Origin of the sequence: Bradyrhizobium sp. Pha-3 (genome assembly GCF_042258615.1) — a bacterium.
In the GTDB taxonomy this organism is placed as follows: Bacteria; Pseudomonadota; Alphaproteobacteria; order Rhizobiales; family Xanthobacteraceae; genus Bradyrhizobium.
Window position 1 is genome coordinate 2,037,497 of the sequence record NZ_CP170152.1, and the last position, 24,713, is coordinate 2,062,209.

Here is a 24,713-nt window from a genome sequence, read left to right on the forward strand (position 1 = left end):
CATTGAAAAAGGCGCGCGAACAGCGCGCCTTTTTTGTTGCCGGAGACGTTCGATGCTCAGGCCAGCCGCCGCGGCGGCTCGCCGCCCTTGGTGAAAGCGTCGATGCACGCGACCATCTGCTGATAGTGCGTCTGCAAGCTCTCGCGCGTCGCATAGCCGAGATGCGGCGTGATCACGACATTGTCGAGCTTGCGGAGCGGGTGGTCCGATGGCAGCGGCTCGACCGAGAACACGTCGATGCCGGCGCCTGCGATCTTGTTCTCGCGGAGCGCCGCAAGCAGGGCGTCTTCGTCGACGATCGGCCCGCGCGCGGTGTTGACGAGATAGGCCTGTGGCTTCATGCGGGCGAGATCGGCGGCGCCGACCAGTCCGCGAGAGCGCGGGCTGAGCACGACATGGATGCTGATGATGTCTGATGTCGCGAACAGTTCCTCCTTGCTGGCGTAGCCGACGCCGGCCTCCTTGCACTTCTCTGGCGTGAGGTTGGGGCTCCAGGCGATCACGTTCATGCCGAACACCTTGGCCATGCCGGCAAGCTTGCTGCCAAGCTTGCCAAGGCCGATAACCCCGAGCGTCTTGCCCTCGATCTCGGTGCCGGCAAAGCTCTGCCAGGCCTCGCCGGCGTGCATGCGCGTATTCTCGCGGCCGATGCCGCGGGTCAATTCCAGGATCAGCCCCATGGCCAGGGGCGCGGTGGGATCGCGGCTATATTGGGTGCCGCACAGCACCACGTTGCGTTCCTTGGCGGCCTCCATGTCGATCGCGGCGTTGCGCATGCCCGACGTGATCAGGAGCTTCAGCCTGGGCAACACGTCGAACAGGCTGCGCGGGAATGGCGTGCGCTCGCGCATCGCGCAGATGATCTCAAAATCCTTCAGCTTGGCCGCTGCTTCCGCCTCGCTCGCGAACGGCTTGTCGAACACCGTGACCTCGACGCGATCCTTGATCGCCGGCCAGTCGGCCAGCGAAAGCGCGATGTCGAAATAGTCGTCGAGGATTGCACAGCGCAGCCGCGTCATCGGAAAGGTCCATTCAGGGTGAGGGCGACGGCGGACAATCAACCGTCGGGGAGCCCGGAATGGTCGCGCGCAATCGGCAGGCGCGCAAGCGGCCGCAGTTTCAAAAAGCGGCGATTGCCGGACGGCTCAGAATGGCTTGCGCGTCTTCGCGGTGCGGATATCGGCGAGCATCGATCGGACCGCCGGCGACAGCGCCATCTGCTTGGCGCGGCAGGCCGGACCCGGGCCGCGCATATAGTGCAGTTCCGGCCGGTAGGGATTGAAAGCCTTGGCAACGAAAGCCCGCCAGAAGGCGCTGAATTCGGCGAACAGTGTCGCCTCGTGTTTGGTCGTGGAGCGCGAAAGAGGGGCTGAAATGATGGTAGCCATGACGTGGCCTCAACTGTTTGGTCGCGGTTCTGCCGCGAAAATCGCCGTTTTCGGCGTTGAGAACGAGTTTTGGCCTGATTTATTAAAAGATAGTTTCAATTGTCGTGATTCGGCGCGCACATGGTGTCGAACCCGTAATCACCCGTGGCGAATGGACGGAACGTGGTGAACGGATGGAAAACGACCGCCCCGCGGTTGCGCTTTCGGGGGCCGGCCGTTACATCGGCGGCAGCAAAATCTCCACAAATCCGATCAATTTCAGGGACAGCGGATGGCTCGCCAGTTCATCTATTTCATGCAGGGTCTGACCAAGGCGTATCCGACCCGCAAGGTGCTCGATAACATCCACCTGAGCTTCTACCCGGACGCCAAGATCGGCGTGCTCGGCGTCAACGGATCGGGCAAGTCGACGCTGCTCAAGATCATGGCCGGCCTCGACAAGGAGTATAACGGCGAGGCCTGGGTCGCCGAGGGCGCCCGCGTCGGCTATCTCGAGCAGGAGCCGCACCTCGATTCCGCACTCAACGTCCGTGAGAACGTCATGCTCGGCGTCGCCAAGCAGAAGGCGATCCTCGACCGCTACAACGAACTTGCGGTCAACTATTCGGACGAGACCGCCGACGAGATGACCAAGTTGCAGGACGAGATCGAGGCGCAGGGCCTGTGGGATCTCGACAGCAAGGTCGACCAGGCGATGGACGCGCTGCGCTGCCCGCCCGACGATGCCGATGTCACAAAGCTGTCGGGCGGTGAACGCCGCCGCGTCGCGCTGTGCCGCCTGCTGCTCGACCAGCCGGAACTGCTGCTGCTGGACGAACCGACCAACCATCTCGACGCCGAGTCGGTGTCATGGCTGGAAGGCCATCTGCGCAACTATCCCGGCGCGATCCTGATCGTGACCCACGACCGCTACTTCCTCGACAATGTCACGAGCTGGATCCTCGAGCTCGACCGCGGCCGCGGCATCCCCTACGAGGGCAACTATTCGTCCTGGTTGGTGCAGAAGCAGAAGCGGCTCGAGCAGGAGGGGCGCGAAGACGCGGCCCATCAGAAGACGCTGGCCCGCGAGCAGGAATGGGTGGCGTCCTCGCCGAAGGCCCGCCAGGCCAAGTCGAAGGCGCGCTACCAGCGCTATGAGGATCTGCTCAAGAAGGCGAGCGAGAAGCAGACCCAGACCGCGCAGATCATCATCCCGGTCGCCGAGCGGCTCGGCGCCAACGTCGTCGACTTCGAGGGCCTCAGCAAGGGATTTGCCGATCGGCTTTTGATCGACGATCTCACCTTCAAGCTGCCGCCCGGCGGCATCGTCGGCGTGATCGGCGCGAACGGCGCCGGCAAGACCACGCTGTTCAAGATGATCACCAAGCAGGAGGAGCCCGACAAGGGCACCATTACGGTCGGCGAGACCGTGCATCTCGGCTATGTCGACCAGTCGCGCGACGCGCTCGAGGGCAACAAGACCGTGTGGGAGGAAATCTCCGGCGGCAACGAGCTGATCCTGCTCGGCAAGAAGGAAGTCAATTCGCGCGGCTATTGCTCGGCGTTCAACTTCAAGGGCGCCGACCAGCAGAAGAAGGTCGGCGCGCTGTCGGGCGGCGAACGCAACCGCGTCCATCTCGCCAAGATGCTGAAGTCGGGCGCGAACGTGCTGCTGCTCGACGAACCGACCAACGACCTCGACGTCGACACGCTGCGTGCGCTGGAAGAGGCGCTGGAGGATTTTGCCGGTTGCGCCGTCATCATCAGCCATGATCGCTGGTTCCTCGACCGCATCGCGACCCACATCCTGGCCTTCGAGGGCGACAGCCATGTTGAATGGTTCGAGGGCAACTTCCAGGACTACGAAAAGGACAAGATGCGCCGGCTCGGCCAGGACAGCATCATTCCGCATCGCGTGAAGTACAAGAAGCTGACGCGGTGATTCAAGATATCGTCATGCCCGGCCTTGTGCCGGGCATCCACGTCTTTGCTTCCCGGATGCAAAGACGTGGATGGCCGGGACAAGCCCGGCCATGACGAGTGGATAGGGCAAGCATCGCGATGCCCTTCATTGGCAGGATCATGACGGCATCGCGGCGTAATCTGCGGCCAGTTGTCGCTTTTCAAGTGCGCGGGATTGCGTAGATAGAGCGCTCCGCAATTCTCAATTCCGCGAGCACCCCGACATGTCCGCACTTTCAGACGCGCCCGCCCGCTCGAAGGGCCGGCCGCTGCGTCCCGTTCCCATGCTGATCTTCGGATCGCGCTGGCTGCAATTGCCGCTCTATGTGGGCCTGATCATCGCCCAGGGCGTCTATGTCGTGCTGTTCCTGAAGGAGCTGTGGCACCTGTTCGCCCATGCCTTCGATTTCAGTGAGCAGCAGATCATGCTGGCCGTCCTCGGCCTGATCGACGTCGTGATGATCTCGAACCTCCTGGTGATGGTGATCGTCGGCGGCTACGAGACCTTCGTCTCGCGGCTCAATCTGAAGGGACATCCGGACGAGCCGGAGTGGCTGAGCCACGTCAATGCCAGCGTGCTGAAGATCAAGCTGGCGATGGCGATCATCGGCATCTCCTCGATCCATCTGCTGCGCACCTTCATCGAGGCCGGCGCGCTGTCGTCAGGCAAGGGCAACTACACCGAGACCGGCGTGATGTGGCAGACCATCATCCACTGCGTCTTCATCCTGTCGGCGATCGGCATCGCCATCGTCGACAAGCTGTCGAACGACTCGATCGAGGGCGCCAAGCAGCAGGTTGGGCACTAGCCGGGACAATCGGCAACGCCCGGCGCGGCGTCACCGCGCCGCGCGCGAGCCAAACAACGCCGGCGCGGTGACCTTGCGGAGCCATTCCGGAATCTGCGCGGCGCCCCGCGGGAAGCCGCGCGCCATAGCGAGGATAAAGATCGGCTGCCAGACGCCGAATAGCACCAGCCAGGCCAGCCAGTCCGGAAACTTGACGATCGCGCCGTAAACGGCTCCGGCAGCTATGGCTGCGATCCAGTTCACGACGACGCTGTCGAGTCGCCTGAAACCGGGATTCGTCAGCAGCACGCCAAGGATTGTGATCCCGCCGCCGACGGCTCCTCCGACACAGCCGATCACATAGCCCATGAATGGATTATTGCCGAGCGTGTCCCTGGCTTCAGCGGCGGGTGTGGTGGCTGTGTCGGCAGTACTCGTGTCAGCGGCGGCGGTCGCCACAGCTTTCGAATACTGGCCGAGCGACTGAAGCGTGACGCTGCTGGCATCGTAGGCCGCGATCCAGGCCGCTGCCGTCACCGCAACCACTAATGCCAGCTGGAACCGGTCCTTGACGCCAAATATGAAGTTGCAGGTCGCGATTACCAATCCAAATATCACACCGGGCAGGATCGTTACGCCGCCGGTTGGCCCGGAATCGACGAAGGAATATTGCAGAACACTGGTGGCATACCTCACGGTAATGTAGCTGCCGACAACCGAAAAAAGCGCCAGGACGGCGAAAGGCAAACTGTATCGGCCGCCCGACTGCGCGCGCTCGGCCGCCAGCATGCGGTCCACTGCGGCCCGCGTCTCGGCCGCGGCACTGCCCTGCGGCTCCAGGATCGTGACCGCCTTCAGATAGGCCGGGACCTGGTCGAGCGGGGTCGGCGTCATCATCACCGGCAGCACGCGATTGCTCGGGTTCGGCCACCTGGCTCGGGCAAAGGCGAGCTCGCTCAAGGTGTAGCGGCCCCTGGTCACCGATTCCGGGCTGATCAGGAACACCATAAAATCGCTGCTTTCGATGGCTTTTTCGACGCGCGCATCGAAGCTGTCGCCCGGCGGGAGATCGTCGTGCGAAAAGAAAACGTCATGGTCGCAATTGCGCAGGGACTGAGCGATGTTGTCAGCCTGCGATTCCAATTCGGAGGGAAATGACAAAAATATGCGCATGGCAAAACTTACCACCCAGAATTGAATTCTGACATTGCCGAATCCACGTTGCAATGCCTGTATCCGCGGGGTGAGATCATGAAATGGCCAGCCACCATCGTCGCATGCGCGGTGCTGCTGTGTGCGCCGCTGCAGCGGCCCGCATCCGCCGCCGACGCCGCGTTCACGCAGTTCATCGCCTCGCTGTGGCCGGAAGCCAAGGCGGCCGGCGTGTCGCGCGAAACCTTCGATCGCGAGACGCGAGGGCTTGAGCCCGACTACAAGCTGCCCGACCTGATCCTGCCGGGACGCCCGAAGACCGGCGCGCCGGCGCAGGCCGAGTTCGTGCAGGTGCCGGCCGACTACATCAAGGAAGCCTCGATCGCGCGGCTCGCCACCGAGGGGCAGCGGCTGCTGCAGAAGTATCGTCCGTCGCTCGACGCGATCGAGAAGCGGTTCGGAGTCCCGGCCACCGTCGTGCTGGCGATCTGGGGCCGCGAGACCGACTATGGCCGCTATTCGCTGCCCTACGACACGCTGCGCGTGGTGGCGACGCAGGCCTATGTCGGCCGCCGCAAGGATCAGTACCGCACCGAGTTCATCCTCGCGCTGAAGATCCTCAGTGAGGGCGCCGTGACGCGCAAGGAGCTGCGCTCGTCCTGGGCGGGGGCGACCGGCTACACCCAGTTCCTGCCGTCGGAATATTACAAGCACGGCGTCGACCTCGACGGCGATGGCAAGGTGGACATCTGGCACTCGGTGCCGGACGCGCTCGCCTCCGCTGCGCAGCAGCTGGTCAACAAGGGCTGGCAGCCCGGCGTGCGTTGGGCCTACGAGGTGCAGGCGCCGGCCAATGCCGATTGCACAATCGGTGTGCCCGAAGTGACAAAACCGATCAGCCAGTGGCTGCGGGCCGGCTTCGTGCCGGTGCGCGGCGCGAGGCTCAACGCCGCCGAGCAGGCGCAATCGGCCTCGCTGCTGCAGCCTGAAGGCATCTACGGTCCGGCCTTCCTGACTACGCCGAACTACTTCGTGATCAAGGAGTACAATTTCTCCGATCTCTACGTGCTGTTCGTCGGCCATCTCGCCGACCGCATGACGAGCCCGCAGCCGTTCGCGACGCCTTGGTCGGCGTCGAAGCAGCTGCGCTCGGCCGATGTCGAGGCGATGCAGCAGCAGCTGACGAAGATCGGGCTCTACAAGGACAAGCTCGACGGCAAGGCCGGGATGCAGACCCGCGCCGCGCTCGGTGCCTATCAGAAGCAGGCCGGGTTGAAGGTCGATTGCTGGCCGAGCGAGGCGGTGCTGCGCGCGATGAACGGGCCGCGCTGACCTCCCAGGCCTGCCTGGTGGCGAAAAACAAAAACCCGGCCGTGAGGCCGGGTTTTCGAGTGTGATGCTGACAGCGTCGATCGATCAGTCGCAAACCTGGATGCGACGGAAGCGCCAGCCGTAGCCGTCCCAGAAGCGCTCACGAACCCAGCGGCACGGAGCTTCTTCGACGTAGACCGGGGCCGGTGCAACATAGACCGGGGCGGGACGGGCGCCTGCGATCGCGCCGCCGAGCAGGGCGCCGCCGATCAGGCCACCGGCAACGCCGGCCGCGATGGCCCCGCCGTCACCAGCCTTGGCAGCCGGAGCAACCGCCAGCGAACCGGCAATCGTGGTAACGGCGACAAGGGCAGCTAAAGTCTTCTTCATGTCTTTGGCTCTCCTGGAAGGTGGTGGCGTCGTGGTTCGGCGCCGGTTTTAGGTGACTCACACGCTGATCTCGAACTGCTGTCTTGCTAAACAGCGCAGAACAGTCAACCGAAAGTAAACGTCCGCAGGCTCATCGCGCAGAAAAGCGGTTTTTTCTGGCCTACTACAGCAGACGTCCCGGAGAAACAGTCGGTTTTCCGGGACATCTGGTTCGAATTAATCGAGATGAACGGCGATCAATCGCAAACGCGGACTCGGCGAACGCGCCAGGTGTAGCCGTCCCAGAATCGTTGGCGCTGCCAGAAGCAATCGGGACCGTAACCGGGCTCGGCGACATAGGCCGGACCGGGCGCGTAGTAGCCATAGCCCGGACCGTAATAGCCGTTCTGCGAAGCGATCGCGCCACCGACGATGGCGCCACCGATCAATCCCGCAGCGACGCCAGCGGCGACACCGCGTTGTGCCTGGGCGGGGGCGGGCACCGCCACGGCCGAAACCGCCAGAGTGGCGGCGGCGCAAAGCGCCAGCAATGTCTTCTTCATGACCTCACCTTTCTCACGGGAGCAGGGACAGCGTGCGTTGGCGATCTGTCTCGCCTGAAGGTTCCATATTCCGCTTGAATGATCAATGAACGACGCTGCCGTATTCGCGTCCAAATGCTTGCAGCTTTTGGCATATCTTGCAACGCACAAGCTTGTAGTGCTGCACCGAACCGGTGCTGGTGACGATCGAAGCCGGGATCGGCCCCGGTAGACCGGCCTGATGGGTTGCTCATTCCCGAAAGGCGGGGCCAACCGATTTAGATTCATTCCAATATGAATCCCGCATCAGTTTGGAATTGCTACAAGAACGGCTTTTTCCTTTTGCATCCGGCCGAGGCCGACAATATCCATATTGGCGAGCATCACCCGTTGGACCCGCCTCCTCTGATGATTGTCTGTTCCTGTAACGTCCTTAGCGACCACGATGTCCGCAATGCCGTCAATGGCGGCGGGTCTGTGACACGAAATGCAAAGCAGGTGTATGGCTGCCTCGGCTGTAGCGCCGAATGCGGCCGCTGCGCGCGCACCATCAAGGCGATCATCGACGAGGCCCTCGGCCCCTGCGCCAAGGCCTGTTGCTCGGGCTGCCCTCACAGCGGCCATCCGCACGCCGCCAACGAAGACGCCGAGCCGGCCGAATTCGCGCTCGCGGCCTGCTAAGGCCGTTTCCGGTTCTGATCGCGCAGAACCGAAGCTTTCCCGTTTCAATGCGTTTTCTTCGTGCGATCCGGCGGCAACGGCGCTGGAAACGCTCTGCCTCCGCCAAATCCCCCGAATCCGGTTATCCACGCGCTGCTTCCGCGAAGGGTTGCTCTCACCGGCAATCTGATTTAGAAGCGTTCTAAATTCAGTGCTGGCCGGTTTTGGCCACGACAGGTGGAGTGGATCATGCAAGGCGACCCGAAGGTCATCGATTATCTGAACAAGGGGCTGCGCAGCGAACTGACCGCCATCAATCAGTACTGGCTGCACTACCGGATGCTCAACAATTGGGGCCTCCTGGAGATGGCCAAGGTCTGGCGCAAGGAGTCCATCGAGGAGATGGAGCACGCCGACAAATTCGTCGATCGCATCCTGTTCCTCGACGGCTTCCCGAACCTGCAGGTGCTCGATCCCCTGAAGATCGGCCAGGACGTCAAGGAGATCATCGAGTGTGACCTGGCCGCCGAGATCGGCGCCCGCACGCTCTACCAGGAGGCGGCGACCTACTGCCACGGCGTCAAGGACTATGTCAGCCGCGACCTGTTCGAGAAGCTGATGAAGGACGAGGAAGACCACATCGACTTCCTCGAGACCCAGCTCGACCTGATCAAGCGCATCGGTCTTGAGCTCTACACCCAGAAGCACGTCGGTCATCTGAAGGGCGAGGAGTCCTGATCGGCTGCTTCGCCGTCGCAGAGTGGCTCTGAAAATGCGAGAGGCCGTCCTTGCGGGCGGCCTCTTTCGTTTTCGCGATCAGGGAGGAGTGATCGGTCAATAGCAGCGCATGATGTTGATGGTGCGATCGCCATCGCGGCCGGGCACCGTCACGCTCTCGGTGGGGCAGCTCGACACATACGGCCGATCCGAGGGCACCACGGCCGGCGGATATCGATGCGCCCAATCCCAGGGCACGTCCTGGGTGTAGGTATAGCGAACGTCATTCGACGCCGGCGCCGGGCCCTCGGCGGCGAAGGGAACGTCCGCCGCGCCGTCATAGTATCCGCCTGCGTCCGGCAACACGATGCCGGGCACACGCACATGATGACGGAAAGCCGGATGATGCGAGGAGAACGTGCCGCGCGGCGCCGTTCCGGATCTCGCATAGGTCGCGGTCGAGGAAGCGAGCAGCAACGCTGCAACGCCAAGGGACGCCAACAGCGCCCCGTATGTTCGATACGCCATCGTTCGATGAGCCATTGTTCGACAAGCCATGGCCGGCACCAATTCGCGGTTACGGAGCATTTATGCAGACGCTAGGCCGCGCCTGAGGGCGCCCGCAAACCCATCCTTAATTATTGGTTAAAAAGTAAGGTTAACAGGAGGTATCTGTTTCAAATTGGCGCGACTGCGTGGCAGCGCTTCAGACCGCGTCCGCCGGAACGAAGCAGCTGATAATGATGTTGCCGCGGTGGTGCACGTACCACACCACGGCCTCGCCGACCGGATTGCCGCGGTCGCGGATGATCGCGCGCTCCGGCACCATCATCCATTCGCCCTCGATCGGCACCCAATAGGCGCCGCCCCGAACGTCATAGCTCGTGCGATGGCCGTCGGAGATATCGCAGCACGGCACGCCGTTGGGCGCGATCACGCTCTTGAACCAGGCGCGGATATCGGATGGCACGTTGTCGTATTGGCCGTTGTCGAACGCCAGCGCTGCGCCCGCCGTCATGGCGAGCCACGCAAGCATCGCGCCATGCGTGAGCCTTCGCATCGCATCCCTCCGCGACAACCTTGTGCGTGACACGCGCGCATCGTCTCGCGCGCGAATCCGATGTTGGTGCGATTAGGCACGAACCGCGCGCGAGATGCATGCCCAAAGAATCAGCGAGACAGTGCTGTTGTCCGTGATGCAGTGCGGGATCATCGCGTTCAGGCCGGCTTCTTCGTGCGCGCCTTCTTCGCAGGCTTTGCCGCGATATTGTCCCAGGCCATTGTGAGCGCGCTGCGCAACGCGACCTGATCGGCTTTGGCGAGGCGGACATTGGTGCTGCCGTTCTTGCCCCAGCCGCCCGGCACCGGCCGGAAGATTTCCGGCTCGGCCCCGACCACCATCGCCTGCTGCTCCGGCGTCAGCTTCACCATGCCCCAATCCTTGTCGGGATAGCCGAGCGTTGCGAAGATGCGGCTGCCGACGCGAAAGTCGGCGGTGCCGTGATGCGCGCCTTCGACGACCTCGGGCAGGCTCAGTGCAATGTTCCGAAACCGATTGGCGGACATTGCCTCGATCCCGATCGCTACATCGTTCGTTGCGGCGCCGTCTGCAGCAGCTCCTGCAACTGCCTGGCATAGAATTTGGCATCGCCGGTCGTGAGGTGGCCGCGGGTCTCGCTGCTCGCCGGAATCAGATCAATCTTGCCGTTCTTGATCCGCTTCACTGCCGCCTCGGTAACGCCGGTCTCCGGCGGATTGCGCTCATCGTCGGCCGCGTTGATCGCAAGCAGGGTGGCCTCGATCTTCTCCAGTCCCGCCGACGGATCGTAGTCGTGCGAGGCTTCCCATTGATAGATGTAATCATTGGCGTCTGCGGTGACCGGCAAGGCCAGCTGGTCATCGACCATCTTGTCGGCCTGCGGCGCTGACGGTGCCAGCGTCTGGTAGCCGAGCGTGCCGCCGGCGCTGGCGAAGCGATAGGCCGCGATGGCGTATTTCATCATCCGCGGCTGGCTGGTGTAGTTGCCGCCATTGTAATCGGGATCGTTGCGGATCGTTTCCAGCATCGTCCGCCGCACGATCCAGTTGCGCGCCGCCATTGCGGTCGGTTGCGAGGCCATCGGCACCAGCACGTCCATCATCTGCGGATAGCGCACGCCCCAGATCCAGGTATGCATGCCGCCCATCGAGTTGCCGATCACGAGCCGCAGATGCTTGATGCCGAGCCCTTCGGTGACCAGCCGGTACTGCGCGTCGACCATGTCGTTGTAGTCGTACTTCGGAAAGCTCGTGCGCATCGCATCCGACGGCTTCGCCGATTTGCCGTGGCCGATGCCGTCGGGGATGATGATGTAGTATTTTGCCGCGTCGAGCGGCTGGCCGGGGCCGAACAGCTGGCCGGCAAATGTCGGCGTCAGCATGCTGGCGGCCGAGCCACCGGAGCCGTGCAGCACCAGCACCGGCTGTCCGGTCGGCGCGCCGACCGTGGTGTAGTGCAGCCGCAGTTCCGGCATCACCTCACCGTTGTGGAACTTGAAGTCCTTTGCGATCCACTCGCCATCCTGCGGCGCGGGATAATCTGCAGCCATGGCCGGTACCGACATCGAGACGAAGGCGGCCAGAAGCGCCGCGCACAAACGGATCATGGTGCTTCTCCCCACGCGCGGCACGTTTGTCCAGCCGCGTCGCCGCAAGCCTAGCATGACGGGAAAGCGATGTCCGAGCGCTGCGCCGCGGGGCTGGCGAAGATGGGTTCAGCTCGCCCTCAGCACGTTCAGCGCGTACCATCCCCAATAGACACGGTGACGCTGGATCAGGCCGTCCTCGATTTCCATGACCTCGACCAGATCCATCTGGTCGCCGTCCGGAGACTGGCGCGGATATTCCCAGGTCAGAATTCGGCTGTCGCTGAAGAAACCCTGCTTGAAGCGCCGCCGCTGCGGCGGATTGGTGCGGAACACGCGCGTGATGAACTCGTGCAGCGCTTTGCGGCCCTGGACGATCCCGTCTTTGGTCTGCATCAAATGCTGGACCAGCGGGCTTTCGATCGAGGCATCGGGCGCATAGAGCGCCAGCGCCGCCTCGAGGTCCTTGTTGCCGAGGGCCTCGTCCCAGAGCCTGTAGATGCGTTCCGCGTCGGTATTGTTGGCTGTCATGATTGTTCCCTTGTGTTCGTCTGATGGCAGCGATTTGATCGGAGGAGGCTGTCGCGACGTTTCAGGAAAAACTGAAATGAGTTTCATGGCACGGCGAATGCGGATAGGACGTTCCTGCGCGATCTGGAGGACGATGCGGTGAGATCATCCCAATCCGTGCAGACGGGATTTTCGCGGATCGCCGAGGCATTGGGCGATCCGGTGCGCGAGGCCATGGTCAGCGCGCTGGCCGACGGCAAGGCGCTGCCGGCGGGCGAGCTTGCGGTGGTTGCCGGCATTTCGCCGCAAGGCGCCAGCGCGCATCTGCAGAAGCTGGTGGATGCGCGCGTGCTGTCGGTGTGGGCGCAGGGCAGGTTCAGATATTACCGGATCAGGGACGACGACGTCGCGGCGCTGATCGAGAACCTGGTCGATCTTGCGGCGAAAGCCACTGCCGGGCGCAAGCGCGCGATGCCCGCCGAGCAGCTCAGGCAATCGCGCACCTGCTACCATCATCTGGCGGGCCAGCTCGGCGTGCTGCTATCGAATGCGCTGGTGCGCCGCCGCCTCGTCATCATCGGCGGCCGCGATGGTCGCGTGACCGAGCAGGGGCTGGCTTGGTGCCGCGCCGAAGGGATCGATTTCGATCCGGCCCGGCAGCCGCATCTGCGGCTCTGCAATGACTGGACCGAGCGCGTGCCGCATCTCGCGGGTCCGTTCGCCAATGCGGTGTTGGCGCGGCTGGTCGAGATGCGCGGCGTTGCGCCGCATCGGATTCCGCGCGCGTTGCGGATCACCGACCGGGGGCGGGCGTTCTTCGATCGGCTTGGCGTCGAGGTTCCATTCTGAAGCCGCGGGACGGTGAAACTAGAGCTTCAGTTCTGATTGAATCAGAACCGAAGCTCTAGATTCTTATTTTGACGCGTTTTCTTCACGCGAACCGGTGTCCACTTCGCTCGAAAACGCTCTACCGGCCGTCCTCGACCTCGGTCTCCGGGCGGTCGTTGCCGGAGGCGGTTTCGGTCAGCCATTTGCCGTCCGACGTCTCGTACTGGATCGCCTCGGTGCGCCCGGGAACGCGCTGCTCGTTGGCGGCGCGCCGGGCGGCGGTAAGCGCCGCGGCATGGGTTGGAAACGGTTCCGAGAACACCCCGTTGACGGTATAGGCCCAGCCGCCATCGTGCTGGACGACCTTGTAAATCACGTGGCTCATCCGGAACCTCGCTGCGCCGTGGACGATGAGGCTGCCAGAATAGACCACGATGTCGTATTTTGCAGCAGCCGATCGTCCTTGAGACACAAGCCCCGAGGTGCGGGCGAGGGAGACCGACATGTGCCGCAATATCAAGACGCTGTTCAACTTCGAGCCGCCCGCCACCGAGGACGAGATCCACGCCTCCGCGCTGCAATTCGTGCGCAAATTGTCCGGCTTCAACAAGCCGTCGCAGTCCAACGAGGCCGCCTTCAACCTTGCCGTGACCGAGGTCTCGGACGCCGCGCGCAGGCTCCTGATCTCGTTGCAGACCACGGCGCCGGCGCGCGATCGCGAGGTCGAGGCGGAGAAGGCGAGGGAGCGTTCGCGGCTGCGGTTCGGCTGAGGCGAGGGCATTCCGTGATGCAGGTCACGGAACGGCGCCATGCCCCCAGGCATCATGGCCGTTCACCCCGGTCCCGGAGCAAACGCCATGAAGCCTGCCGCCCTGCTCACATTCTGCTCGATTGCGTTCGCCGTTCTCTGGACCTGCGGCATGCTGTGGTCGAGCGGCACGATCGACCTCGCCAACGTCGTCATCCTGTCGGCCTGCGGGGCGTTCGCGGGTGTTGCCTGGTACTACGCGATGCGCTGGGTGTTCCAGTTGATGCAGCTCGCACGGCCGTCTGATCCTCCGGCCAATCCCGGCGCGGAGCGGTAGGCATCGGGCACGACACGGACATAGCTGGCCGCGTCGTCGCGCGATGAAGAAGGGTTACTTCTTGTCCTTCTTGCGGTGCTTCTTCTTTTTCTTGTGATCGTCGTCCTCGTCGTCATCGTCAGCGAAATCGATCGCGTCGACCTCGAGGGCGATCGCCTCGGCTGCCGCGCGCTCGGCGGCATCGCGTTCGGCAAGCTCTGCGGCTTCACGCTCCTTGGTGCGCTTGTAGTCTTCCCAGGCGTCGAAGATCATGTGCAGCCACGGCATCACCTGCTCGATCGACGGCAATTGGCCGGGCGGGCCGGCTTCACCGCGCGGGCCGGCCGGACCCTGCGGGCCCTGTGGACCTGCTTCGCCGCGCGGACCCTGCACGCCAGCCTTGCCTTGCGCCCCAGGCTTGCCCTGCGGGCCGGCCTTTCCGACCACGCCGGCCTTGCCCTGCGGACCCGGCTTGCCGCGCGCACCTTCCGGCCCCGGCCGCCCCGGATGTCCCTGCGGTCCGGGCTTTCCCGGCTCGCCCTGACGGCCCTGCGGCCCCTGCGCCCCTCGTGACCCCTGGCGGGAAACTGTCTCGTCAGCCACTGATATGCTCCGTCGCGATTTGAAGCCGCTTGTAACAGAGGTTGGAGGACGGCTTCAATTCTGCCTGCCGGCGCAGGTGCAAGCGATCAACAGTCATAATTCCATGCGTATATGACAGCGGAGGGCGCGTTGCGGGTTCTGATCGGCATGTACCGCGAAGCCGCGGGCGCACCGCAACCGCTCGACATCGTCGTGACGCGGCACGATGTGCTTGACGAAGCGGCCTTTCGCAGCACGGGTGTGCTCGAGCTCTATGAAGAGCTGTTTCCTGAGAGCGAGCGCGACAGCCCGGACGACATCGTGCGCTGGCTGTTGTCGGATGATGTCGGCGAGCGGCGTCACTTCAGCGTCGGCGGCCGCGAGATGTCCTATCGTCTCGACTCGCGCTGCTTCATCCTGCGCGCCGGCGCCGGCCGCGCGGTTGGGCTCGGCTTCTTCACCTACGATCACGCAAGCGACCTGATCTTTTGCAACCACGTCGGCATCGCAAAGGCGTGGCGCGGCGGCGGCCTGGCGCGCGCGTTCTATCGCGAGATGGTCGCCATGCTCGATGCGCTGTTTCCGAACAATATCGGCGTGGTGCTCGAGGTCGAGCCATTCGATCGCGATCGCGTGGCCGCGATCATCGCCGATATCGAGCGTTCGGGCAGGCGGCAGCTCGCGGCGGACGAGCAGGCCGAGATTCGCCGATTGCTCCGCGTCGGCTGGTACGACAAACTCGACTATGCCATGCTTTGCGACGCGCGGGCGATGCAGCCGCTTCTGTGCCGCTCGCCATGTCTTGATCCGTCCCTGCCGACATCGGATTGGGCAAAGGCAGAGGAAAACTACTGGCTGATGTGGCAGGCGCGGACCGGCGCACCCTCGGTGGAGATGCGCGCAGGTCGGCTCTGGCATAGCGCCGTCAGCGCGATCTATGTCGAGATCCTCGCAAAATCGTTGGTCGCGGCGGATCCGAACGGCCGGCGCCGCTATTGGGACTATGCGACCGCGCTGGTGGCCGAGACGCTGCAACGTACAGCGACGGCCGACGTGGGTCTCGCACGCTGCCTCGGTGACGAGGACAGCGCGTTGCTATCGCGCTGGCGGCGCCTTGCGATCGACCTGCCGATCTGACTAGTGTCCCGAATCCGAAGTTCGTATCATTCGCCGCACCTTCGGAGCGAACTTCGGATTCGATAAGGACACTAGCAAACTTATGATTCTAGTGTGCTTTATGAATGCGAAGTTCGTGAAAGCGGCTGCCGCGAAATCGCACGAACTTCGCATTCAGCACACTAGGCCGCGGCGTGCTCGCTGTGCGGCACGTCGATGCCGTCGGCCGAATATTCGCGGATCTTGTTCCGCAACGTCCGGACCGACAGTCCGAGCACGCGCGCGGCGCGGGTGCGATTGCCGTCGCAGCGCGCGAGCGTTTGCAGCACCAGTTCCCGCTCGACCTCGTCGACGGTCGCGCCGATCAGCAGTGGGACGATTTCATTTGGAGCCAGCGACGGCAGCAGTGCTTCCGGCGACGGTACGGTGGACGCGTAAGACATGAAACTCCTCCCGATCAACGCCCGCCTCGTCGATGAGGCGGAGACATCGAGAACCAACTACCCCGTAGATCAACGGTGTGCCGGTTTGGTTAACAATTCCTTAACGCGTCCATAACTCTCTGCTTTGTAAGCAAAATACCCAGAAATCGCCACGATTGCGGTTCCATCCGTCACAGTGTCCGGTAGCCGCCATCGACCATCACGATCGATCCCGAGACGTAGGCCGAGAGGTCCGAGGCGAGGAAGATCGCGGGGCCGACGATGTCCTCCGGCTTGCCGGCGCGGCCGAGCGGGGTGTGGTCCATGAAGACCTTCACGAGATCGGGATTGGTGGCGCGCACCTTCTCGTTCAGCGGCGTCTCGATGAAGCCGGGGCCGATCGCGTTGACGCGCACACCGTCCTTGCCGAGCTCGGCGGCCAATGCCTTGGTGAAACCGAGCACGCCGTGCTTGGAGGCGGTGTAGGCCGGTGAACTCGGCGTGCGCAGATGCACGAAGGACTGGATCGAACCGATATTGACGATGCGTCCCTTGTTCTTGCGCAGCGGTGCGAGGAAGGAATGCGTCACGTTGAAGACGCCGGTGAGATTGATCGAGATGATGTCTTCCCAATCCTTGATCACGGCTTCGTCGGTTCCGAGCATCCCGTTGCGGCGCGCGATGCCGGCATTGTTGACCAGGATCGAGACAGCTCCGACCTTGTCGGCGATTTGCTTCGCCATCGCGATGCAGGCGTCGAGATTGGTCACGTCGAGCGCAAAGCTCTCCGCCTTGCCGCCCGCGTTGCGGATCTCCCTGGCCGCTTCCGCCGCCGCATCGCCGTTCATGTCGAGCAGCACCACGTGCGCACCCTCGCGGCCGTAGCCCGCGGCGATGGCACGCCCGATGCCCGAGCCTGCACCCGTGATGACGGCGATGTGATTGTCGAGAAGGGCCATGGTGTTTCCTCGTTCTGATTTATGAGCGTTGCCGACAACACTATTCAAAACTGCGCCAACCGAAACGCCAAGCCGCGTTTGCGCGTTGCTGTTATCCGGATTCGGATGACAGTACGGACCGATCATGGACCCGCATATCAGACACTGGAAAGTCGCGATCGAGCGCTTCTGCGCGGCGCCTGATCCCGACTATCGCGAAATGGCCAAGATGATCGCCGAGATCGCCACCACCGACATCGACGAAACGCTGCGGCATGCCGCCGCACAGGTGCTGCCGATCCTGCGCCAGGCGGCGCTGAAATCGGCCGACCGTCGCACCCAATCGATGGCACTGCGCCGTCTCGGAATCGTCAGCGACGTGCTGCACATGCTGTCCGCGCCGCAATTCGGGCGGCGTGGCCTGGCGCCGAAGGCGCTGACACAGGAGGAGCGCTACCGGCAATTGCTCGGCTTGCCGCTTGGCCGCCGCCTCGCGGCGACCGAAGTCCATCAGGCGTTCAAGCGCGCCGCCAAGACGGTGCATCCCGATGGTGGCGGCAACGGCCCGGCATTCCTCGAACTCGCCGCGGCGCGTGACGCGCTGATCAAGCATCACTGACGCGCGATGGCGAACGGCCTGACAGACCAGGGCGGACGCCGCGCTGTTGCGGCGTGTCCGCCCTTTGCGTGATCGGGGGCGCTCAGAACAAGCAGGTGCCGTTGTTGAGCAGGCCGGTCTTGTAGCTGAAAGCGGCGTCGAAGGTCGGCAGCTCCTCGCTGACGACGGCGTAGTTCGCCGGCCACGGCGTGGTCGGAATGCTCTGGTCCCAGATCTGGCAGAAGCCGGTGTCTTGCCAGCGGATCAGATGATAGGGCGTGGCGCTGGCCGGGCTTGCCACGGCAAGCACGGACACGGTGGCCGCAATGGTAGCGCAGGCAATCGCAAGACGACGCATGGGAAATCTCCGGTTTGAAAAAGTGAATGCTCCGCGGGAAATCCTGAAGCTCTGGGGCCGGTCGCCCCGGACATGCAGTAAGTGTTGCAACCACGGGAACAGGTTCAACACCGGTTGTGCGGACATTCCGGTCACCAATGGGCGCCAGCTGTGCCAAATTGCGCCGGACGACGCGCTTGCTACAGTCGGCGCGTTGCGATTCGCGCCCGCGTCGCGACGCGGGCAATTCGACGTGAGCCAATCCCGGGGAGACCGCACATGAAACTTTCATCGACCCTTCGCGCCGCGCTGGTTGCACTGATGGCCTTCGCCGGCCTCGCTGTCTCCAGCGCCGCGCGCGCCGACAGCGGCTTCGTGACGCTCACGATCTACAAGGCCGGCTGGTTCATCGGCGGCTCCGGCGGCAGCGGCGTGTTGACGTTCCGCGGCCGTTCATATCGGCTGTCGACCGGCGGTCTCGATTACGGTCTGGTGTTCGGCGGCTCGAAGACGGTGCTGCGCGGCCGCGTCAGCAACATCAATCGTCCGTCGGACGTTGCCGGCGTTTATGGCGCAGCGGGTGCCGGGCTTGCGCTCGGCCGCGGTGCGCGCGCGATCGTGCTGACCAATCAAAAGGGCGCCGTGCTCGAGCTGACCGGTCACCAGGTCGGCCTGATGGCCAATGCCGATCTGAGCGGGCTTGCGATCACGATGCGGTAGATGGGGTGAAGCGGCACCAGCAAGCAACTGATCGACGAGCCGGATCTGCAGCGCAAGTATCTCTCCGTCATCCTGAGGAGCGCGTCTTCGCGCGTCTCGAAGGATGCACGGCCCGGCTGGTGGCCGATTCATCCTTCGAGGCTCGCTTCGCTCGCACCTCAGGATGACGGAGCTAGAGGATTATGGCTCCAGGGCCAGCGTGCCTGCGTGATTTCGGAATATTGGAAACGTATCCGTGAGTTGCCCGACGTGTCAAGTCGAGCGCCGGCCACCGCCGGCTACTTTGCATGGGGTTGTTTTCGATATTTTTGTCTGGCTAATCGCGCGAGCCGCCTCGGGCCGGGACGAGGCGGCGTTCACTTGAACAGATGCAGCGCTGCGTATTGCAGCAGTATGATGGTCTTGCCGTCGACGATGCGGCCATCGCTGATCATGGCGAGCGCGTCGTCGATCGCAAGCTCCAGCACCTCGATGTCCTCGCCCTCGTCGGCGAGCCCGCCGCCATCGCTGACGCGCATCGCGGCGTCGTATTCGGCGACGAAGAAATGCAGCTTCTCGGTCACCGCGCCCGGCGTCATGAAGGCTTCGAACACCTTGCGCACATGCGCGAGCCGGTAGCCGATTTCTTCCTCCGCCTCGGCGCGAATGCGTGCTTCCGGCGCAGCATCGTCGAGCATGCCGGCGGCGGCCTCGATCAGGAGATCATCATAGCCGTTGGCGAAAGCGGGGTAGCGGAACTGGCGTACCAGCACCACGGTGCGGGCGCTCAAATTGTAGGGCAACAGCGCCGCGCCGTTGCCGCGGTCATAGACCTCGCGCACCTGGGTCTGCCATTCGCCATTGCTTCGGCGGTAGTCGAAGGTCGCGCTCTTCAGTTCGTAGCGGCGCTTCGAAAGCAGCTGGACGTCCTTGACGCGGACGCGGTCGGCGATGCTCATGCGTAACCCTTCAATTCCGTCACGACGTCGTTTCGCGGCCGTCGAGCCATTTGGCCAGCATCACCGAGGTCGACTCCTCATAGCCGAGCGATTGGTAGAATGCGCCGGCCTTGGCGTTCTCCCGGCGCACCAGCAATTGCAGCTTCGGCACGCCGGCCCGGCGCAGCCAGTCCTCAGCCGCCGCCATGATCGCGCGGCCAAGCCCCTTGCCCTGGCTGTCGGGGTCGACCGCGACGTAATAGACCCAGCCGCGATGGCCATCATGGCCGACCATCGCGGTTGCGACGATCGTGTTCGAGCTGCGGCCGACCAGCACGGCCGAGCCCGGACCGCGCCGCGCCAGCGCGATGTCAGCGGTCGGATCGTTCCACGGCCGGGTCAGGCCGCACGCCTGCCACAGCGCGACGACAGCGGCGATATCGGCGTCGGTGATCTCTGCAATGGCGAGAGAGCAGGGCGTTGTCGCCTGCACGGTCACAACACCTTGCCCGGGTTCATGATGCCGAGCGGATCGAGCATCGCCTTGACCTGCCGCATCAGCTCGATCGCGACCTTGTCCTTGACGTCAGGCAGTTCGTCGCGCTTGAGCACGCCGATGCCGTGCTCGGCCGAGATGGAGCCGCCCATCCGCAGCACGATCTCGAACACCACGGCATTGACTTCGTGCCAGCGCGCCAGGAAGTCGGCCGCATTGGCGCCGACCGGCTGGCTGACATTATAGTGGATGTTGCCGTCGCCGAGATGGCCGAACGGCACCGGCCGCGCGCCCGGGATCAGCTTCACCACCGCCGCATTGGCCTCCGCGATGAAAGCAGGCACGGCCGCGACCGGCACCGAGATGTCGTGCTTGATCGAGCCGCCCTCCGGCTTCTGCGCCGCCGACATCTCGTCGCGCAGCTTCCAAAACGCCTGGCGCTGGCTCAAATTGGCGGCGATGACAGCGTCGTCGACGATGCCGTCTTCCATGCCCTGGGCGAGGATCGCCTCCAGCGCATCGCGCGCATCGTCGCGCGAAGACGACAACTCCATCAGCACGTACCAGGGGTGCTTGCTCTCCAGCGGATCGCGGATGTCGATGCCGTGGCGGATCGAGAAATCGACCGCGATGTCGGCGAGCAATTCGAAGCTCGTCAGGCTGCCTGCCGCCTCGTTGCGCGAGATCGACAGCAGCTTCAATGCCGCCGCCGGCGACTTCAGGCCGACATAAGCGGTCTCGACCGCGCGGGGCTTCGGAAACAGCTTCAAGGTCGCGGCGGTGATGATGCCGAGCGTACCCTCGGCACCGATGAAGAGGTTGCGCAGGTCGTAGCCTGTGTTGTCCTTCTTCAGCTTGGACAAGGCGTTGAGTACGCGGCCATCCGCGAGCACGACCTCGACGCCGAGGGCCATCTCGCGCGCCACGCCGTAGGCGAGCGCTCCGGTGCCGCCGGCATTGGTCGAGAGGTTGCCGCCGATGGTGCAGCTGCCTTCCGCGCCGAGCGACAGCGGGAACAGCCGGTCGACGTCGGCTGCCTTCTGCTGCGCGATTTGCAGCACCACGCCGGCCTCGCAGGTCATGGTGTTGGATTCGACATCGATGTCGCGGATCTTGTCGAGGCGCCGCAGCGACACCACGACCTCGCCATGATGCGGCGTCTGGCCGCCGACCAGGCCCGTGTTGCCGCCCTGCGGCACCAGCGCGATCCTGTGCTCGCTCGCAAGCTTGCAGATCGCGGCGACTTCGGCGGTCGAGCCCGGGCGCAGCACCAGCGGCGAGCGGCCGTGAAACAGGTCGCGCTCCTCGGTCACGTATGGCTTGATGTCAGCGGGATCGGTCACGGCATATTTGTCGCCGACGATGGCGCGGAATTTTGCAAGCAATTCGGGCGGAAGCGGCGGCACCGCTGATTGGACGATGTTCATTTCTTCTTGGTCTTTCACTCAGTCGGGATCTTTACCTGGGCATGACCTCTGCGCAAACGCTTCGCGTTTGTCGCGGGGAAAACCGGCTCGCACTTTTCCGGGTCATGCTTGTTACCGCCCAACCGCTGCGCGGCGCAGCCGGTCATTGATCGCTTCGCCCAACCCGTCCTCGGGTATGGGCATCACTGCGATAGCATCTGCGTTTCTCTTGTCGAGCGTACGAAGGTAGCCGAACAGATTGGCGGCGGCCTCGGCAAGATCGCCGCGCTCGGACAGGTTCATCTCCACGGAGGCGCATTCGCGTCGCCCGACCTTGACCGGCCCGAACGCCAGCAAGGCTTCGCCGACATGGACGTCGCTGGCATTGAGCCGGACCGGTGTCCGCGGCGCATAATGCGAGGCGAGCATGCCCGGGGCGATCGGCTGAGCGTCGCTCTCGGCGTCCTGCGGCGGCGATTGCAGCGGATGACCGAGCACACGCTCGATCTCGGCGCGCGTCAGCCCGCCCGGCCGCAGCAGCACGGGATCGGAGAAGCAGCCGACGATGGTGGATTCGACGCCGACCTCGACCGGGCCGCCGTCGACGATCATGTCGATCCGGCCCGCCAAATCGACGTTCACATGCTCGGCCGTGGTGGGCGAGACATGGCCGGAGAGATTGGCCGACGGTGCTACCACGGCACCGCCGAACGCCTTGATGATGTCGCGCGCCACCTTGTGGGCCGGAATGCGGATAGCGACCGTATCGAGCCCAGCGGTCGCGAGCTCGGCGACCGGGCACGAGAGCGCCTTCGGCAGCACCAGGGTGAGGGGGCCGGGCCAGAACGCTTCCGCCAGTCGCAACGCTTGCCCATTGAACAGGGCGATGCGGCGCGCGGCGCCAAGATCGGCGACATGGGCAATCAGCGGATTGAAGGCCGGCCGGCCCTTGGCCTCGTAGAGCCGGGCGATCGCGGAGGCGTTGCCGGCGTCGGCGCCGAGCCCGTAAACCGTCTCGGTCGGAAACGCCACCAGGCCGCCCTCGGCCAGGACCCCGGCGGCGGTCGCCGTGGCGGCCGCGCCGGCGGGCAATACGTGCGTTTTCAGGCCTGTATCCACTGTGACTAGATTCCTCAATTGGGCGCCTTGTGATCCCTTGCGGTCCCCGAAACCCGACGCTATAAGCCGGCCTCTTAGTCGGAGTGTGGCTCAGCCCGGTAGAGCACTGCGTTCGGGACGCAGGGGTCGCAGGTTCGAATCCTGCCACTCCGACCATTCTTCCAAGCACTTATAGTTTCGCCGTTTTTTGTGCGCAATGAAATGCGCAACGATTTGAGGCGCGGCAGCCATGTCTGCCTCCCTCGAGGCACGCGCCAAGCGGCCACCTGCGACGACCCTACGCTTGTCGAAACCGGAAAAAGAACGATCGGGAAGCGCGAGGGAACTAGCCCCTAGCACGATGCTACGTAGAACATCGTCAAGCACCACAAGTCCTCCTCGGACCTACGAGCTGATCTTGAGCCCATCAAAGCACGAATAGCTCGGGACGAGTAGTGCTCAGCTCAGCACCTGCCCCCAAACGCTTCCGCCGCTCCTTCCTGAAAGTCCGGGTGGTGATGGCCGTAGTTGGCCTCCAATTGCTCAACCGTCATTCCGAGCCAGCCCGCCGCTTCCCACATGTCGACGCCCGCCTGCATCAGCCATGTCGCCGCAGTATGACGCAGTGAGTGCCGGACGACATCATCGCCCAGCCCGGCATCCTCCAGAATACCTTTCCAAGCTGTTCTGATCTTGCCGGCAAGCGGCAGGCCGTCGTGCATGCGGTTCACGACGAACCGGATTTGGTCACCCGCTCTCATGATCCCCGCGGCGCGGAGTTCTTCCGACCGGGCGTGGTCGATCCTGCGCCAACGAACCAAGTGCGGACGGAGGCGGCTAGCGATCTTTGCTGGCGGCCGCCGTTTCTTGGTCGACCGCTCCAGCACCCCTTTGCCCTGGTAGACCATCGCCTCCAGGTTCATCCACGGATGGGTTGTTGTAGGCAGCCACTGAGTGCGGCGGATGGTCTCTTCGCGACGAGCGCTGTACATGCCAATCAGGCAGAAGCGCGCCGCAGGATAGCGACGACAAATGATCCAACGTTCTCGACGCAAGAGCGCGCCATTCTCGCTGCGCTTCCATGTGTCCCGCTCGATATCCCACACGTAGCCAATCGCTGCTCCGAGCAGGCGTGCCGCCTCGTTGCGAGTCAGCCAGCGGTGTCGTCCTTCTGCCTTGGGAGGAAGCGTGATCTTTGGAACGACACTGAGCGTGTGCTCCGCATGGTAGGCGTTCACAGCCGCTCGCAAATCCTCGAGCCGCCGCCGCGCGGTTTGATCGGAGACTGTCCCATTGCGCGGCTTAATGCCGGTTTTCCTATTATTGTCGTTCGCAATGCCGGTTGACCAATCGACAAAGTCGCGACAGAGCTGCGCTTTGAGCTCACTGACGGTTTTATCGCCAAAGAAGTTGTTGAGATCGAGCAGTCGAATAAGGAGCAGGTCATGTTGCAACCACGCGCGCTCGTCATCTTTGTCTTTCGGCCGCTTTGAAATCTCGTAAGCTGTAAGGACGTCGGCTATTGCTAGGGCGCTCGGGTCAGTTGCGCCGATGGTGCTGGTATGCCGCTCCCCGATGTAGGTCTCGAGCGCCTTCGCAGCCCCGTCAATGTCTTCGCGGTTGCAGCCTGTGCGGATTTGCCGGCCACGATCGAGGATGATCCAGGTTGCGTCGTTCTCTCTAAACCAGAGCCGTGGCGGCTTGGCTTTGCGGCCCGGCATGACGGTTTCACCAATTTGCGGATTGCGCGAGGTGTCGTCAAATCTTTGCCGGCCACTTTGGCGATTTCAAGCGTCCCCACGGCCGCAGCCCTGCGCAGCGATGACAATGTCAGCGGACCGTGCGGAAAAAACACAGCGGTAGCCTCAAAAAGGGTCATTGCTTCGTCCTCATCCCATTGGGCGGGATGGGGCCGCGCCTTCGCGCGGGCGAGTTTGTCGATCTTGCGCTTTGACATGTGTTGGGCAAGGTACTCATGAGTTGGCGAGGCCTTCGGCTCGGCCGCAAGGTCCAAGGTATGCGAAATCTGTTCTCGGAAAGCTTCACTGTTTGGCTAGCGATGGCAATCGGCGGCTGCGGAGTACAAATCGGACCGGTTGAGCCTCTTGATCAGTGAGTCACAGGAGTACCGACCGGCGGAGCCGTCGCTGTGTCCCATGCCCGGCGGATCGGGGCGATCACGTGGAATC

General features: G+C 63.6%; 31 protein-coding genes and 1 tRNA gene. 12 read left to right on the top strand and 20 right to left on the bottom strand.

Translation table 11 applies throughout. The features are described from left to right. Window positions 1-56: 56 nt before the first annotated feature. Both ACE10Z_RS09520 and ACE10Z_RS09525 read right to left on the bottom strand, forming a co-directional pair. Window positions 57-1,019, bottom strand: coding sequence for a D-2-hydroxyacid dehydrogenase family protein (locus ACE10Z_RS09520; protein ID WP_375787692.1), 963 nt, complete (start codon window positions 1,017-1,019; stop codon window positions 57-59). Window positions 1,020-1,145: 126 nt separating this feature from the next. Then, window positions 1,146-1,388, bottom strand: a complete 243-nt coding sequence (locus tag ACE10Z_RS09525; RefSeq protein ID WP_375787693.1) for a hypothetical protein — start codon at window positions 1,386-1,388, stop codon at window positions 1,146-1,148. A gap of 271 nt (window positions 1,389-1,659) precedes the next feature. Here ACE10Z_RS09525 and ettA point away from each other — a divergent pair, with 271 nt between their 5' ends. Both ettA and ACE10Z_RS09535 read left to right on the top strand, forming a co-directional pair. Further along, window positions 1,660-3,309 (top strand): energy-dependent translational throttle protein EttA, encoded by a 1,650-nt coding sequence (gene ettA / locus ACE10Z_RS09530; protein ID WP_375787694.1) that lies wholly within the window; start codon window positions 1,660-1,662, stop codon window positions 3,307-3,309. 244 nt (window positions 3,310-3,553) lie between these two features. Then, window positions 3,554-4,138 carry a TIGR00645 family protein gene (locus ACE10Z_RS09535; protein ID WP_375787695.1) on the top strand — a complete coding sequence of 195 codons (585 nt, stop codon included), beginning with the start codon at window positions 3,554-3,556 and terminating at the stop codon, window positions 4,136-4,138. A gap of 30 nt (window positions 4,139-4,168) precedes the next feature. Here the strand turns inward: ACE10Z_RS09535 and ACE10Z_RS09540 are convergent, their stop codons facing one another. Next, the gene (locus tag ACE10Z_RS09540) at window positions 4,169-5,344 is read right to left on the bottom strand and encodes a toll/interleukin-1 receptor domain-containing protein (RefSeq protein WP_375787696.1); all 1,176 of its coding nucleotides are present in this window, start codon (window positions 5,342-5,344) and stop codon (window positions 4,169-4,171) included. Window positions 5,345-5,368: 24 nt separating this feature from the next. Between ACE10Z_RS09540 and ACE10Z_RS09545 the strand changes: the two genes are divergently transcribed. Further along, complete coding sequence (locus tag ACE10Z_RS09545) at window positions 5,369-6,601, top strand: lytic murein transglycosylase (protein ID WP_375787697.1); 1,233 nt, start codon at window positions 5,369-5,371, stop codon at window positions 6,599-6,601. 84 nt (window positions 6,602-6,685) lie between these two features. Here ACE10Z_RS09545 and ACE10Z_RS09550 read toward each other — a convergent pair whose 3' ends face one another. Beyond that, window positions 6,686-6,970: a hypothetical protein gene (locus tag ACE10Z_RS09550; protein WP_092124594.1), complete on the bottom strand. Its 285-nt coding sequence runs from the start codon at window positions 6,968-6,970 to the stop codon at window positions 6,686-6,688. 236 nt (window positions 6,971-7,206) lie between these two features. Next, complete coding sequence (locus ACE10Z_RS09555) at window positions 7,207-7,512, bottom strand: hypothetical protein (protein ID WP_050422015.1); 306 nt, start codon at window positions 7,510-7,512, stop codon at window positions 7,207-7,209. A gap of 387 nt (window positions 7,513-7,899) precedes the next feature. Between ACE10Z_RS09555 and ACE10Z_RS09560 the strand changes: the two genes are divergently transcribed. Both ACE10Z_RS09560 and bfr read left to right on the top strand, forming a co-directional pair. Next, a complete protein-coding gene (locus ACE10Z_RS09560; protein ID WP_016843730.1) occupies window positions 7,900-8,172 on the top strand; it encodes a bacterioferritin-associated ferredoxin in 273 nt (90 codons plus the stop codon). Between the two features lie 228 nt (window positions 8,173-8,400). Next, a complete protein-coding gene (bfr, locus tag ACE10Z_RS09565; RefSeq protein ID WP_029084046.1) occupies window positions 8,401-8,889 on the top strand; it encodes a bacterioferritin in 489 nt (162 codons plus the stop codon). A gap of 96 nt (window positions 8,890-8,985) precedes the next feature. Here the strand turns inward: bfr and ACE10Z_RS09570 are convergent, their stop codons facing one another. The 5 genes from ACE10Z_RS09570 to ACE10Z_RS09590 all read right to left on the bottom strand — a co-directional run bounded on the left by ACE10Z_RS09570 (window position 8,986) and on the right by ACE10Z_RS09590 (window position 12,023). Then, on the bottom strand, window positions 8,986-9,396 hold the full coding sequence (locus ACE10Z_RS09570) for a hypothetical protein (RefSeq protein WP_375787698.1): 411 nt from the start codon (window positions 9,394-9,396) through the stop codon (window positions 8,986-8,988). A 178-nt stretch (window positions 9,397-9,574) separates the two neighbouring features. After that, window positions 9,575-9,928: a hypothetical protein gene (locus ACE10Z_RS09575; RefSeq protein ID WP_375776445.1), complete on the bottom strand. Its 354-nt coding sequence runs from the start codon at window positions 9,926-9,928 to the stop codon at window positions 9,575-9,577. Between the two features lie 158 nt (window positions 9,929-10,086). Next, complete coding sequence (locus ACE10Z_RS09580) at window positions 10,087-10,434, bottom strand: MmcQ/YjbR family DNA-binding protein (protein ID WP_375787699.1); 348 nt, start codon at window positions 10,432-10,434, stop codon at window positions 10,087-10,089. 17 nt (window positions 10,435-10,451) lie between these two features. Further along, window positions 10,452-11,513, bottom strand: a complete 1,062-nt coding sequence (locus tag ACE10Z_RS09585; RefSeq protein ID WP_375787700.1) for an alpha/beta fold hydrolase — start codon at window positions 11,511-11,513, stop codon at window positions 10,452-10,454. Between the two features lie 108 nt (window positions 11,514-11,621). Next, window positions 11,622-12,023: a nuclear transport factor 2 family protein gene (locus tag ACE10Z_RS09590; RefSeq protein WP_375787701.1), complete on the bottom strand. Its 402-nt coding sequence runs from the start codon at window positions 12,021-12,023 to the stop codon at window positions 11,622-11,624. 138 nt (window positions 12,024-12,161) lie between these two features. Here ACE10Z_RS09590 and ACE10Z_RS09595 point away from each other — a divergent pair, with 138 nt between their 5' ends. After that, window positions 12,162-12,851, top strand: coding sequence for an ArsR/SmtB family transcription factor (locus ACE10Z_RS09595; protein ID WP_375787702.1), 690 nt, complete (start codon window positions 12,162-12,164; stop codon window positions 12,849-12,851). 118 nt (window positions 12,852-12,969) lie between these two features. Here the strand turns inward: ACE10Z_RS09595 and ACE10Z_RS09600 are convergent, their stop codons facing one another. Beyond that, complete coding sequence (locus tag ACE10Z_RS09600; RefSeq protein ID WP_375787703.1) at window positions 12,970-13,215, bottom strand: DUF2188 domain-containing protein; 246 nt, start codon at window positions 13,213-13,215, stop codon at window positions 12,970-12,972. A 118-nt stretch (window positions 13,216-13,333) separates the two neighbouring features. Between ACE10Z_RS09600 and ACE10Z_RS09605 the strand changes: the two genes are divergently transcribed. Both ACE10Z_RS09605 and ACE10Z_RS09610 read left to right on the top strand, forming a co-directional pair. Continuing rightward, on the top strand, window positions 13,334-13,600 hold the full coding sequence (locus ACE10Z_RS09605) for a DUF2277 domain-containing protein (RefSeq protein WP_375787704.1): 267 nt from the start codon (window positions 13,334-13,336) through the stop codon (window positions 13,598-13,600). A gap of 87 nt (window positions 13,601-13,687) precedes the next feature. Then, on the top strand, window positions 13,688-13,915 hold the full coding sequence (locus tag ACE10Z_RS09610; RefSeq protein WP_375787705.1) for a hypothetical protein: 228 nt from the start codon (window positions 13,688-13,690) through the stop codon (window positions 13,913-13,915). Window positions 13,916-13,969: 54 nt separating this feature from the next. Here the strand turns inward: ACE10Z_RS09610 and ACE10Z_RS09615 are convergent, their stop codons facing one another. Continuing rightward, on the bottom strand, window positions 13,970-14,497 hold the full coding sequence (locus tag ACE10Z_RS09615; RefSeq protein ID WP_375787706.1) for a collagen-like protein: 528 nt from the start codon (window positions 14,495-14,497) through the stop codon (window positions 13,970-13,972). 129 nt (window positions 14,498-14,626) lie between these two features. Between ACE10Z_RS09615 and ACE10Z_RS09620 the strand changes: the two genes are divergently transcribed. After that, window positions 14,627-15,613: a hypothetical protein gene (locus ACE10Z_RS09620; protein WP_375787707.1), complete on the top strand. Its 987-nt coding sequence runs from the start codon at window positions 14,627-14,629 to the stop codon at window positions 15,611-15,613. 161 nt (window positions 15,614-15,774) lie between these two features. Here the strand turns inward: ACE10Z_RS09620 and ACE10Z_RS09625 are convergent, their stop codons facing one another. Together ACE10Z_RS09625 and ACE10Z_RS09630 are read right to left on the bottom strand one after the other, a co-directional pair. Then, window positions 15,775-16,035: a helix-turn-helix domain-containing protein gene (locus ACE10Z_RS09625; RefSeq protein WP_021076090.1), complete on the bottom strand. Its 261-nt coding sequence runs from the start codon at window positions 16,033-16,035 to the stop codon at window positions 15,775-15,777. A 170-nt stretch (window positions 16,036-16,205) separates the two neighbouring features. Then, window positions 16,206-16,973 (bottom strand): SDR family NAD(P)-dependent oxidoreductase, encoded by a 768-nt coding sequence (locus tag ACE10Z_RS09630; protein WP_375787708.1) that lies wholly within the window; start codon window positions 16,971-16,973, stop codon window positions 16,206-16,208. A 124-nt stretch (window positions 16,974-17,097) separates the two neighbouring features. Here ACE10Z_RS09630 and ACE10Z_RS09635 point away from each other — a divergent pair, with 124 nt between their 5' ends. Further along, window positions 17,098-17,571 (top strand): hypothetical protein, encoded by a 474-nt coding sequence (locus ACE10Z_RS09635; protein ID WP_375787709.1) that lies wholly within the window; start codon window positions 17,098-17,100, stop codon window positions 17,569-17,571. 82 nt (window positions 17,572-17,653) lie between these two features. Here the strand turns inward: ACE10Z_RS09635 and ACE10Z_RS09640 are convergent, their stop codons facing one another. Continuing rightward, window positions 17,654-17,908, bottom strand: a complete 255-nt coding sequence (locus ACE10Z_RS09640) for a hypothetical protein (RefSeq protein WP_375787710.1) — start codon at window positions 17,906-17,908, stop codon at window positions 17,654-17,656. Window positions 17,909-18,166: 258 nt separating this feature from the next. Here ACE10Z_RS09640 and ACE10Z_RS09645 point away from each other — a divergent pair, with 258 nt between their 5' ends. Further along, a complete protein-coding gene (locus tag ACE10Z_RS09645; protein WP_375787711.1) occupies window positions 18,167-18,607 on the top strand; it encodes a hypothetical protein in 441 nt (146 codons plus the stop codon). Window positions 18,608-18,963: 356 nt separating this feature from the next. Here the strand turns inward: ACE10Z_RS09645 and ACE10Z_RS09650 are convergent, their stop codons facing one another. From ACE10Z_RS09650 to ACE10Z_RS09665, 4 genes are all read right to left on the bottom strand, one after another. Further along, a complete protein-coding gene (locus ACE10Z_RS09650) occupies window positions 18,964-19,545 on the bottom strand; it encodes a GDP-mannose pyrophosphatase (protein ID WP_375787712.1) in 582 nt (193 codons plus the stop codon). Window positions 19,546-19,564: 19 nt separating this feature from the next. Next, on the bottom strand, window positions 19,565-20,023 hold the full coding sequence (locus ACE10Z_RS09655) for a GNAT family acetyltransferase (protein WP_375787713.1): 459 nt from the start codon (window positions 20,021-20,023) through the stop codon (window positions 19,565-19,567). Beyond that, the gene (locus tag ACE10Z_RS09660; protein ID WP_375787714.1) at window positions 20,020-21,447 is read right to left on the bottom strand and encodes an FAD-binding oxidoreductase; all 1,428 of its coding nucleotides are present in this window, start codon (window positions 21,445-21,447) and stop codon (window positions 20,020-20,022) included. Before ACE10Z_RS09660 ends, ACE10Z_RS09655 begins: the two co-directional genes overlap by 4 nt. Before the next feature lie 111 nt (window positions 21,448-21,558). Continuing rightward, the gene (locus tag ACE10Z_RS09665; protein WP_375787715.1) at window positions 21,559-22,545 is read right to left on the bottom strand and encodes an L-threonylcarbamoyladenylate synthase; all 987 of its coding nucleotides are present in this window, start codon (window positions 22,543-22,545) and stop codon (window positions 21,559-21,561) included. Between the two features lie 79 nt (window positions 22,546-22,624). On the opposite strand from ACE10Z_RS09665, the gene ACE10Z_RS09670 reads away from it, so the two are divergent. Next, window positions 22,625-22,701, top strand: a tRNA-Pro gene (locus tag ACE10Z_RS09670). Between the two features lie 287 nt (window positions 22,702-22,988). On the opposite strand, the gene ACE10Z_RS09675 is transcribed toward ACE10Z_RS09670, so the two are convergent. Continuing rightward, window positions 22,989-24,245: a hypothetical protein gene (locus tag ACE10Z_RS09675; protein WP_375787716.1), complete on the bottom strand. Its 1,257-nt coding sequence runs from the start codon at window positions 24,243-24,245 to the stop codon at window positions 22,989-22,991. Window positions 24,246-24,713 lie beyond the last annotated feature (468 nt).

What these genes read in the sequence shown, in the direction of transcription:
- ACE10Z_RS09555 (WP_050422015.1), bottom strand. Translation starts at nt 7,512, where the DNA reads ATGAAGAAGACATTGCTGGCGCTTTGCGCCGCCGCCACTCTGGCGGTT.
- ACE10Z_RS09535 (WP_375787695.1), top strand. Translation starts at nt 3,554, where the DNA reads ATGTCCGCACTTTCAGACGCGCCCGCCCGCTCGAAGGGCCGGCCGCTG.
- ACE10Z_RS09575 (WP_375776445.1), bottom strand. Translation starts at nt 9,928, where the DNA reads ATGCGAAGGCTCACGCATGGCGCGATGCTTGCGTGGCTCGCCATGACG.
- ACE10Z_RS09635 (WP_375787709.1), top strand. Translation starts at nt 17,098, where the DNA reads ATGGACCCGCATATCAGACACTGGAAAGTCGCGATCGAGCGCTTCTGC.
- ACE10Z_RS09660 (WP_375787714.1), bottom strand. Translation starts at nt 21,447, where the DNA reads ATGAACATCGTCCAATCAGCGGTGCCGCCGCTTCCGCCCGAATTGCTT.
- bfr (WP_029084046.1), top strand. Translation starts at nt 8,401, where the DNA reads ATGCAAGGCGACCCGAAGGTCATCGATTATCTGAACAAGGGGCTGCGC.
- ACE10Z_RS09550 (WP_092124594.1), bottom strand. Translation starts at nt 6,970, where the DNA reads ATGAAGAAGACTTTAGCTGCCCTTGTCGCCGTTACCACGATTGCCGGT.
- ACE10Z_RS09545 (WP_375787697.1), top strand. Translation starts at nt 5,369, where the DNA reads ATGAAATGGCCAGCCACCATCGTCGCATGCGCGGTGCTGCTGTGTGCG.
- ACE10Z_RS09590 (WP_375787701.1), bottom strand. Translation starts at nt 12,023, where the DNA reads ATGACAGCCAACAATACCGACGCGGAACGCATCTACAGGCTCTGGGAC.
- ACE10Z_RS09580 (WP_375787699.1), bottom strand. Translation starts at nt 10,434, where the DNA reads ATGTCCGCCAATCGGTTTCGGAACATTGCACTGAGCCTGCCCGAGGTC.
- ACE10Z_RS09605 (WP_375787704.1), top strand. Translation starts at nt 13,334, where the DNA reads ATGTGCCGCAATATCAAGACGCTGTTCAACTTCGAGCCGCCCGCCACC.
- ACE10Z_RS09610 (WP_375787705.1), top strand. Translation starts at nt 13,688, where the DNA reads ATGAAGCCTGCCGCCCTGCTCACATTCTGCTCGATTGCGTTCGCCGTT.
- ACE10Z_RS09600 (WP_375787703.1), bottom strand. Translation starts at nt 13,215, where the DNA reads ATGAGCCACGTGATTTACAAGGTCGTCCAGCACGATGGCGGCTGGGCC.
- ACE10Z_RS09585 (WP_375787700.1), bottom strand. Translation starts at nt 11,513, where the DNA reads ATGATCCGTTTGTGCGCGGCGCTTCTGGCCGCCTTCGTCTCGATGTCG.
- ACE10Z_RS09520 (WP_375787692.1), bottom strand. Translation starts at nt 1,019, where the DNA reads ATGACGCGGCTGCGCTGTGCAATCCTCGACGACTATTTCGACATCGCG.
- ACE10Z_RS09675 (WP_375787716.1), bottom strand. Translation starts at nt 24,245, where the DNA reads ATGCCGGGCCGCAAAGCCAAGCCGCCACGGCTCTGGTTTAGAGAGAAC.
- ACE10Z_RS09650 (WP_375787712.1), bottom strand. Translation starts at nt 19,545, where the DNA reads ATGAGCATCGCCGACCGCGTCCGCGTCAAGGACGTCCAGCTGCTTTCG.
- ettA (WP_375787694.1), top strand. Translation starts at nt 1,660, where the DNA reads ATGGCTCGCCAGTTCATCTATTTCATGCAGGGTCTGACCAAGGCGTAT.
- ACE10Z_RS09630 (WP_375787708.1), bottom strand. Translation starts at nt 16,973, where the DNA reads ATGGCCCTTCTCGACAATCACATCGCCGTCATCACGGGTGCAGGCTCG.
- ACE10Z_RS09640 (WP_375787710.1), bottom strand. Translation starts at nt 17,908, where the DNA reads ATGCGTCGTCTTGCGATTGCCTGCGCTACCATTGCGGCCACCGTGTCC.
- ACE10Z_RS09645 (WP_375787711.1), top strand. Translation starts at nt 18,167, where the DNA reads ATGAAACTTTCATCGACCCTTCGCGCCGCGCTGGTTGCACTGATGGCC.
- ACE10Z_RS09570 (WP_375787698.1), bottom strand. Translation starts at nt 9,396, where the DNA reads ATGGCGTATCGAACATACGGGGCGCTGTTGGCGTCCCTTGGCGTTGCA.
- ACE10Z_RS09560 (WP_016843730.1), top strand. Translation starts at nt 7,900, where the DNA reads ATGATTGTCTGTTCCTGTAACGTCCTTAGCGACCACGATGTCCGCAAT.
- ACE10Z_RS09625 (WP_021076090.1), bottom strand. Translation starts at nt 16,035, where the DNA reads ATGTCTTACGCGTCCACCGTACCGTCGCCGGAAGCACTGCTGCCGTCG.
- ACE10Z_RS09525 (WP_375787693.1), bottom strand. Translation starts at nt 1,388, where the DNA reads ATGGCTACCATCATTTCAGCCCCTCTTTCGCGCTCCACGACCAAACAC.